This is a genomic window from Pseudoalteromonas sp. MER144-MNA-CIBAN-0113 (assembly GCF_040308965.1).
Taxonomy (GTDB): domain Bacteria; phylum Pseudomonadota; class Gammaproteobacteria; order Enterobacterales; family Alteromonadaceae; genus Pseudoalteromonas; species Pseudoalteromonas tetraodonis.
On the sequence record NZ_JBEOOG010000108.1, the window covers coordinates 1 to 9048 of the forward strand.

At 42.2% G+C, this 9048-nt stretch carries 6 protein-coding genes and 1 tRNA gene; 4 read left to right on the plus strand and 3 right to left on the minus strand.

The window, feature by feature from the left end; all coding sequences use genetic code 11:
- Positions 1-439: 439 nt before the first annotated feature.
- A tRNA-Leu gene (locus AAEY57_RS18000) sits at positions 440-524 on the minus strand.
- Positions 525-794: 270 nt separating this feature from the next.
- Here AAEY57_RS18000 and AAEY57_RS18005 point away from each other — a divergent pair.
- Entirely contained in the window at positions 795-1295 is a 501-nt protein-coding gene (locus AAEY57_RS18005) for an RDD family protein (protein WP_350608436.1), read from the plus strand.
- A gap of 114 nt (positions 1296-1409) precedes the next feature.
- Here AAEY57_RS18005 and lptG read toward each other — a convergent pair whose 3' ends face one another.
- Both lptG and lptF read right to left on the minus strand, forming a co-directional pair.
- Positions 1410-2477 carry an LPS export ABC transporter permease LptG gene (gene lptG, locus AAEY57_RS18010; protein ID WP_350608437.1) on the minus strand — a complete coding sequence of 356 codons (1068 nt, stop codon included), beginning with the start codon at positions 2475-2477 and terminating at the stop codon, positions 1410-1412.
- Positions 2474-3586, minus strand: a complete 1113-nt coding sequence (lptF, locus tag AAEY57_RS18015; RefSeq protein WP_350608439.1) for an LPS export ABC transporter permease LptF — start codon at positions 3584-3586, stop codon at positions 2474-2476. The genes lptG and lptF overlap by 4 nt, the downstream gene beginning before the upstream one ends.
- Positions 3587-3893: 307 nt before the next feature.
- On the opposite strand from lptF, the gene pepA reads away from it, so the two are divergent.
- The 3 genes from pepA to AAEY57_RS18030 all read left to right on the plus strand — a co-directional run bounded on the left by pepA (position 3894) and on the right by AAEY57_RS18030 (position 8935).
- Entirely contained in the window at positions 3894-5405 is a 1512-nt protein-coding gene (pepA, locus tag AAEY57_RS18020) for a leucyl aminopeptidase (protein ID WP_013464166.1), read from the plus strand.
- Positions 5406-5577: 172 nt separating this feature from the next.
- The gene (locus AAEY57_RS18025) at positions 5578-6024 is read left to right on the plus strand and encodes a DNA polymerase III subunit chi (RefSeq protein ID WP_013464165.1); all 447 of its coding nucleotides are present in this window, start codon (positions 5578-5580) and stop codon (positions 6022-6024) included.
- A 58-nt stretch (positions 6025-6082) separates the two neighbouring features.
- Positions 6083-8935 carry a valine--tRNA ligase gene (locus AAEY57_RS18030; protein WP_350608438.1) on the plus strand — a complete coding sequence of 951 codons (2853 nt, stop codon included), beginning with the start codon at positions 6083-6085 and terminating at the stop codon, positions 8933-8935.
- The last annotated feature ends 113 nt before the right edge of the window (positions 8936-9048 follow it).

A 9048-nucleotide genomic window follows, 5' to 3' on the forward strand; every position in this document is an offset into this window, starting at 1 on the left:
TCGGGGCTATAACGTATATAGCTGAATAAATAATTCATCCCTGAAGCTGCATCCATCGTTCATCCATGAACTCACTTTGAGTCACTGCGAAACTACGTTTCGGTTCACTCTCACCCAGCGGCCGGACTTTTACTTATAAAAGCTGCACCTCACGTGCCGCTCAAGTCCAGCCACTCAAATTTAAGGCATAAAAAAACCCCAACCAATTTGGTCGGGGCTATAACGTATATAGCTGAATAAATAATTCATCCCTGAAGCTGCATCCATCGTTCATCCATGAACTCACTTCGAGTCACTGCGAAACTACGTTTCGGTTCACTCTCACCCAGTGGCCGGACTTTTACTTATAACAGCGGCACCTCACGTGCCGCTCAAGTTCAGCCACTCAAATCTAAGGCATAAAAAAACCCCTGCTAAATCTAGCAGGGGCTATAAAAAGTGGTACCAGCGGCCGGACTTGAACCGGCACGCCTTGCGGCAGGGGATTTTGAATCCCCCATGTATACCAATTTCATCACGCTGGCATCATTTTTCTTTAACCTTCTAAACACGAGAAGATAAAGAAAAACCACTTAAGAGTGAAAGATTATGTACCCTCTTCCATCTCATTGCCTAGCATTATACAAACAATGAGCAAAGCGGCAAGCGTTTTATGTATTAAGCGTGATCAACCGCTTAACATTTAGGCAACCATTAACATTTGAACCAATAGCTGGTTAAGCACCTAGCGTAATAGGTAGTATTTAGCGGCTTATTTGCTAAACTAGCCACACATTAACAGTGAGAGTATTTTTATGTCGGGTGAGTTTCCACGTGCTGGCTTTTGGCGCCGTTTTGCGTCGCTAATATACGACTCTTTAGTCGTCATTTCATTATCTATGCTAACCGCTATTTTGTACTTTGCTGCAATTCAAGTTTTAATTTCTACGGGCCTTATTGAACAAACCGAAGGTCAAGACCCTGCTGCATTTATAGATAATTCACCTTTACTAGATGGCATTCGCAGTGCGTTGTTTGTGGGCGTAAATGTTATATTTTTTAGTTACTTTTGGACCAAAAGCGGGCAAACAATTGGTATGCGCGCATGGCGCTTAAAAGTACAAACCAACCAAGGAAGTTTAATTAGCTGGCCACAAGCTATTATCCGCAGTATCAGCGCATTGCTGGGTTTAGGTAATTTAGTGGTATTAGTGGATTTTAAAAATAAAAAAGCACTACAAGATTACTTATCAAAAACCGAAGTGGTTACGCTCACCAAAGAAGAAAATAAACGCGTGTATCGCGAACTTGATTGATATCAATCCGCAATAATACTTGATTAAGCGAATTGGTATAACCTCAAGTTAAAGCATAAAAAAACGCGGCGCTTTTTACAAAGGCCGCGTTTTTTATTTAAGCTTTAAGTCTAGCTACACCCGCTTATTCATTAAATAAGCTGCAAACCCAGTAAATAAAATGCTCGGTAGAACAGCGCCTACAATGGCTGGAATTTGATATACCATTACCACAGGCCCAAATATCTCATTGGTTAGGTGAAACACAATACCGGTTACCACCCCCATAATTATGCGGGCGCCCATAGTTACAGTGCGTAGTGGACCAAATATAAACGATAAAGCAACCAACAACATTACGGCAATAGACACGGGCTGCATTAATTTACGCCATAGTGCTAAATCATAGGTACTTGTATCTTGCTCATTTTGCTGTAAATAAGCTAAATATGACCACAATCCTGAAAATGACAGTGACTCTGGTTTTACTGAAACCACGCCAAGTTTTTCGGCGGTAAGCTGCGACGGGTAAAACTCTTCAGAAACTTGTTCAGTGGTAATTAGCTCTTCACTGATCAATACTTTGTTCACATCGCGCAATAGCCAACCACTATCTCGCCCTACGGCTTCTTTTGCTTTGGTGATTTGTGTTAGTGATAACGATTTATCAAAATGATACATGTTAACGCCGCGCAGCATGCCATTTTGGTCAACATCTTCAATATTAATAAAGTTACTGCCATCTTTAGCCCACACGCCTTTTTGTGCATTAAATACATCCCCGCCATGAATAGCTTGGTTACGCATTTCTTTGGCGTGCAGCTGAGCAGCGGGCGCCCCCCACTCACCTAGCGCCATTACGCACAGCGCCATAAAAATTGCGGTTTTCATTACCGAGCCAATGATTTGTAAACGCGACATACCCGCGGCTTGCATTACTACCAACTCACTATTAGAAGCTAAAGCGCCTAACCCAGTTAAGCCACCAATAAGTGCTGCCATTGGGAAAAACACCACTAAATCGCCGGGCATACTATAAATGGTATATAGCAAGGCGGTCATAATATCGTAACTACCTCGGCCAACCGATTTAAGTTGCTCTATAAATTTTATTAAAGTACTGATCCCCACCAACACCATTAGTGCAAATCCAGTCGTTTGCATAATGCTACGGCCTAAATACCAATCAAGCGTTTTCATCATATGTGTTGCTCCCGTTTAGTCACGACAGCCTTCAGCCAAACACCTAATGGGCGGCCTTTAATAATTAATAAACTACCTATAAATAATGCACTTAGGTGAATCCACCATAGGCCAATAGAGGGCGGAATTTTCCCATCTTCTACCGCAAACTTAGCCGCGTTGAGTAAAATGAAATACCCTAAATATAAGCTCAAAGCGGGCACTAATTTAGCAAATTTACCTTGGCGTGGATTAACAACGCTCAGGGGTACTGCTAGTAAAGTTAATAATGGAATAGATAACGGAATAGCTAAACGCCATTGCCACTGTGCAATTGCTTCTGGAGTGTTAATAGACATTAACTCACGAGTTGGCACGGCTTCTAACTTACGACGTTGATGTTCTATTTCTTGCTCGCGAATTTGTACGCTGTAACCATCAAACTCAGTCAAGTTAAGTGAAGGCGCTTCGCCGTCAGTTTCATAGCGCTTACCATCAGTGAGCACTAACTGCTGCTCACCATTTTGCGCTTCAATAACAACGCCCTGCTCTGCATAAACTAAACGCGCTAGGTCACTTTTTTCACTATCGGGTAGTTGTGCCACAAAAACTTTGTTGAGCTCTTTGCCGCCATTTTCAATATTATGAATAAACACCACGGCTTTTTCGTTACCGGTTTGTTGAAAACGTCCAGCTCGAAGTGCAGATAAACCAGCATCAGCTTTGGCTTGCTCTTTAAGTTGGTATTCTTGTTCGCTTGCCCACGGTGCAATATACAAAGTAAGTACGGCAGCCAGTAACGCTAAGATGACACTTGAAATTAGCGTAATACGCACTACATACCACTCACTCACGCCACAGGCTTTAAGTACTGTCATTTCACTGTCGGCGTAAATCCGGCTGTAAGCTAAAATAATTCCTAAAAATAAACTCAGTGGCAAAATTAACGATGCTAACTGCGGCAACTTAAGCGCAATCATGGCAAACACGAGTTTAGCTGGGATACTCCCCTCTGAGGCATCACCAAGAATAACAACAAACTTTTGCGACAAAAATATGGTCATTAAAGTTAAAAATACGGCGACCTGCGATTTTAAAACCTCAGCGGTCAAATAACGGAAAATTAGCAACATTCGCCCCTGTTAAACATGGAATTTCAATATAATAATAAAAAACGATGAGTGAACTAGTTAATTCACTCATTTTAAATGAGTATTAAGCACATATTATAAGCCATCAATATTAATTATCCTACCTAACATCACGATATAATGTTGCATTAGTAACCCTTAAGCATATAAAGTTCAAATACACAGTAAGAGTCGAGTAAAATCTACTAATATTAGCGCTAGACCTAAAAATTTAGGTAAAAAGACTAGAAAACACATTTTTAGTCCCAACTTAGCTTCTATAGATGACTCAAAATCAGGAGTGACAATGGAATTCAACGTAAAAAGTGGTAGCCCAGAAAAACAACGCAGTGCATGTATTGTTGTTGGCGTATACGAACCACGCAGGTTATCCCCCATTGGTGAACAACTTGATAAAATCAGCGATGGTTATATCTCAAATTTATTACGCCGTGGCGACTTAGAAGGTAAGCCAGGGCAAGTATTACTATTACACCATGTACCTAATATTTTAAGCGAACGTATTTTACTTGTTGGCTGCGGTAAAGAACGCGAACTAGACGATAAGCAATATAAACAAATTATTTCTAAAACCATCAATACCTTAAACGAAACAGGCTCGATGGAAGCGGTATGCTTTTTAACTGAGCAACATGTTAAAGGGCGTGATACCTATTGGAAAGTACGTCAAGCTGTTGAAACAACACAAGATTGCCTTTACACCTTTAATCAGCTGAAAAGTAAAAAAGTAGACCCTCGCCGCCCACTACGTAAAATGGTGTTTAATGTGCCTACGCGCCGCGAACTGACTATAGGCGAAAGTGCCATTGAGCATGGTTTAGCGATTGCAGCAGGTAGTAAGCTGTGTAAAGACGTTGCTAATATGCCGCCTAATATTTGTAATCCAGCGTACCTTGGCGAGCAAGCCAAAGAACTGGAAGCTAATTTTGATAACATCACTGTTGAGCTAATTGGCGAAGATAAAATGGCCGAACTAGGAATGAACTCATACCTAGCAGTAGGTCGTGGCAGTGATAACGAATCAGTTATGTCGGTAATTAACTACAAAGGCGCAAGCGATGACCAAGCGCCTATCGTTCTCGTTGGTAAAGGCTTAACCTTTGACTCAGGCGGTATTTCATTAAAACCAGGCGAAGGCATGGATGAAATGAAATACGACATGGGGGGCGCAGCTGGTGTTATTGGCGCTATGCGCTCACTTGCACAAATGCAGCTACCTATAAACGTAATTGGTGTTTTAGCCGGCTGTGAAAACATGCCAAGCTCAAACGCCTATCGCCCAGGAGACATACTAACAACTATGTCTGGGCAAACGGTAGAAGTACTTAACACCGATGCCGAAGGCCGTTTAGTATTATGTGATGCTCTGACCTATGTTGAACGTTTTGAGCCTGAAACCGTGATTGATGTTGCAACCTTAACCGGTGCATGTATTGTTGCTTTAGGTGCCCATGCTACAGGTTTATTAGCTAATCATAATCCACTGGCGCATGACTTATTAAAAGCGTCTGAGCAAAGTGGCGATCGTGCATGGCAACTGCCATTATGGGATGATTATCAAGATCAACTTGAAAGCCCGTTTGCCGACTTTACTAATTTAGGTGGGCGCGCTGCAGGTACTATTACCGCGGCCTGTTTCTTATCTAAATTTACTAAAAAGTATAACTGGGCTCATTTAGATATTGCCGGTACAGCATGGCGCAGTGGTGCTAAAAAAGGTGCCACGGGTCGCCCTGTTCCTATGCTGACTCAGTATTTATTAAACCGAGCTGGTATTAGCGAAGCAACTCACGACTAACAAACCAACACAGGGCTTCACAGCTCAATGTAGAGTATAAAATAAGGCGCTTTTAAAGCGCCTTATTTATTGGGTATTAATTGAAGCAAACCCCGTTATATGGCAAAATCCTCTTCTTAATTTGTGTGTATTTAATAACAGCACAATCAATGTCATGGGAAATCCCGATACAATGAACATGAATGCCCAGTTTTTCATTTTAAAGCAACAAGATGAGTCATTAGCTAAAGCCGATGATCACTTTGCTTTAGCAGCTCAAATAGCTGGGCAACAGTATCGGCTTGGTCAACGCGTATTTATTTTTGTAGATAGCGAAGAAACCGCCAACAGCATTGACGAAACTATTTGGACATTTGATGCCGACAGTTTTGTACCTCACAATTTACAAGGCGAAGGCCCAAAAGGCGGCGCACCTGTAGAAATAGGCACAACACCACCCGTTGGTAATCGTAAAGTATTAATTAACTTGGCCAATCACTTACCGGATTTTATTCGTCGGTTTAACCAAGTTTTTGATTTTGTACCCGTAGAGCCCGTAGCCAAACAAGCCGCTCGTGAGCGCTTTAAAAAACTACGCCAACTCGGTGCCAATATCACCACGCAAGATATTAATCGCTAACGCTCACTGCGTACAAAGCTAACTAACTCATTTAAGTACTTATTTAAGGTTCTGTGTAATGGATAAAACCTACAATCCGCAAGATATTGAACAGTCTCTCTATCAAGACTGGGAGCAAAAAGGCTACTTTAAGCCATCTGGCCAAGGCACCCCATATTCAATTATGATCCCGCCGCCAAATGTCACGGGTAGCTTACACATGGGCCACGCTTTCCAAGATACCATCATGGATACCTTAACGCGCTTTAAACGTATGCAAGGTAACAATACGTTATGGCAAGTAGGTACTGACCACGCAGGTATTGCCACGCAGATGCTAGTTGAGCGTAAGCTTGCTGCTGAAGAAGGTAAAACACGTCACGATTTAGGCCGTGATGCATTCATCGATAAAATTTGGGAATGGAAAAACGAGTCTGGTGGCACGATTACCAAACAATTACGTCGCCTTGGTGCTTCTGTTGATTGGGATCGTGAACGCTTTACCATGGACGATGGCCTGTCTGAAGCTGTTAAAGAAGTGTTTGTACGCCTTCATAAAGAAAACCTAATATACCGTGGTAAACGCCTAGTTAACTGGGATCCAAAATTACACACGGCTATTTCTGATCTTGAAGTTGAAAACAAAGACAAGCAAGGTCACATGTGGAATTTACGTTACCCACTTGCTGATGGCGTAACTACACAAGACGGTAAAGACTACATTGTTGTTGCAACCACGCGCCCAGAAACCATGCTGGGTGACTCAGGTGTGGCAGTAAACCCAGATGACGAGCGCTACCAAGACCTAATCGGTAAAGAGGTTTTACTACCAATCGTTAATCGTCGTATTAAAATTGTTGCCGATGAACATGCCGATAAAGACAAAGGTACGGGCTGTGTAAAAATAACCCCTGCGCACGACTTTAACGATAACGAAGTTGGTAAGCGCCACAAGATGCCGATGATTAACATCTTCGACAAAGACGCGGCTATTTTAACCCAAGGTGAAACATACACCTTTGATGGTAAAGAACTTAAATTTGATGCGCCAATTCCTGAGCGCTTACATGGCCTTGACCGTTTTGACGCACGTAAAACCATTGTTGCTGAATTTGAAGAGCTAGGCCTACTTGAAAAAATTGAAGACCATGGCCTAACTGTTCCTTACGGTGACCGCTCTGGTGTTGTTATTGAACCACTACTTACTGACCAATGGTATGTACGTGTTGCACCACTTGCTGAACCTGCAAAAGACGCAGTTAAAAACGGCGACATCCAATTTGTACCTAAGCAATACGAAAACATGTACTTTTCGTGGATGAACGACGTACAAGATTGGTGTATTTCACGCCAGCTTTGGTGGGGTCACCGTATTCCAGCTTGGTACGACAGCGAAGGCAACGTATACGTTGGTCGTGATGAAGCAGAAGTACGCCGCGATAACAATATTGCAGATAGCGTAGCGCTTAGCCAAGACGAAGACGTTCTTGATACGTGGTTCTCATCAGCACTGTGGACCTTCTCAACCCAAGGTTGGCCAGAAAATACCGATGACTTAAAAACCTTCCACCCATCTGACGTGTTGGTAACCGGTTTTGATATCATTTTCTTCTGGGTTGCACGTATGATCATGATGACGCTGCACTTTATAAAGGATGAAAACGGCAAACCACAAGTTCCTTTTAAAACCGTGTATGTAACTGGCTTAATACGTGACGATAACGGCGATAAAATGTCGAAGTCTAAAGGTAACGTACTTGACCCACTTGATATGATTGACGGCATTGGCCTTGAAGACTTAGTACAAAAACGTACTGGTAATATGATGCAGCCAAAACTTGCCGCTAAAATTGAAAAAGATACCCGCAAAGTATTTGCAAACGGTATTGAAGCACACGGTACCGACGCACTGCGCTTTACCTTAGCAGCGATGGCTTCAACTGGTCGTGATATTAACTGGGATATGAACCGCCTTGAAGGCTACCGTAACTTCTGTAACAAATTATGGAACGCAAGCCGTTACGTATTAATGAACACAGAAGAGCAAGACTGTGGCTTTAACGATAGCGAAAAGCAGTACTCGTTAGCTGATCGCTGGATTTTAGGTCAATATGAAGCCACGGTTAAAACCTATACCGAGCACCTTGATAACTACCGTTTTGATTTAGCGGCGAACACATTATATGAATTCACCTGGAATCAGTTCTGTGATTGGTACTTAGAACTAACTAAGCCGGTACTATTTAAAGGCAATGAAGCTCAGCAACGTGGTACACGTCATACACTTATTACCGTACTTGAAAGCTTACTGCGTTTAATGCACCCAATGATGCCTTACATTACAGAAACAATTTGGCAACGTGTAGCGCCACTTGCAGGGCTTGAAACAACAGGCACTAGCATTATGGTACAAGGGTTCCCTGTTTATAACCAAGCCAATGTTGATTCACAAGCGATGGATGACTTAGAGTGGGTTAAGCAATTCATTTTAGCAATTCGTAATATTCGTGGTGAAATGGATATTAGCCCAAGCAAGCCGCTATCGGTATTACTAGCGAATGCATCGAGCGACGATGTGCGCCGTATTAACGAAAATGAATCGTTTTTAGCGTCACTCGCTAAGCTTGAAGCATTTACTCTGCTTGAAAACAAAGACGATGCCCCAGCGTGTGCAACCTCTTATGTTGGCAACCTTGAGATTATGATCCCAATGGCGGGGTTAATTGATGTCGAAGCTGAGCTTGCACGTATTAACAAGCAACTTGAAAAAGCTGAGAAAGGCCTAGCGCAAGTGCAAAACAAACTGGCTAACGAAAAGTTTGTTAACAATGCACCTGAAGCGGTACTTGCTAAAGAAAATGCTAAGCTAGCTGAATTTACCGATGCAAAAACTAAGCTACTAGAGCAAAAAGTTAAAATAGAAAGCTTATAATTAAACCAGTACGAATGGCTTATGCCATTCGTAACCAACCTGAGCTTCGGATAAGAAATTACTAATTTAAAGGAACTAAATGCTCGTTCCATGATCCGATCATTCGACCAAGA

What these genes read in the sequence shown, in the direction of transcription:
- AAEY57_RS18005 (WP_350608436.1), top strand. Translation starts at nt 795, where the DNA reads ATGTCGGGTGAGTTTCCACGTGCTGGCTTTTGGCGCCGTTTTGCGTCG.
- lptG (WP_350608437.1), bottom strand. Translation starts at nt 2,477, where the DNA reads ATGATGAAAACGCTTGATTGGTATTTAGGCCGTAGCATTATGCAAACG.
- pepA (WP_013464166.1), top strand. Translation starts at nt 3,894, where the DNA reads ATGGAATTCAACGTAAAAAGTGGTAGCCCAGAAAAACAACGCAGTGCA.
- AAEY57_RS18025 (WP_013464165.1), top strand. Translation starts at nt 5,578, where the DNA reads ATGAACATGAATGCCCAGTTTTTCATTTTAAAGCAACAAGATGAGTCA.
- AAEY57_RS18030 (WP_350608438.1), top strand. Translation starts at nt 6,083, where the DNA reads ATGGATAAAACCTACAATCCGCAAGATATTGAACAGTCTCTCTATCAA.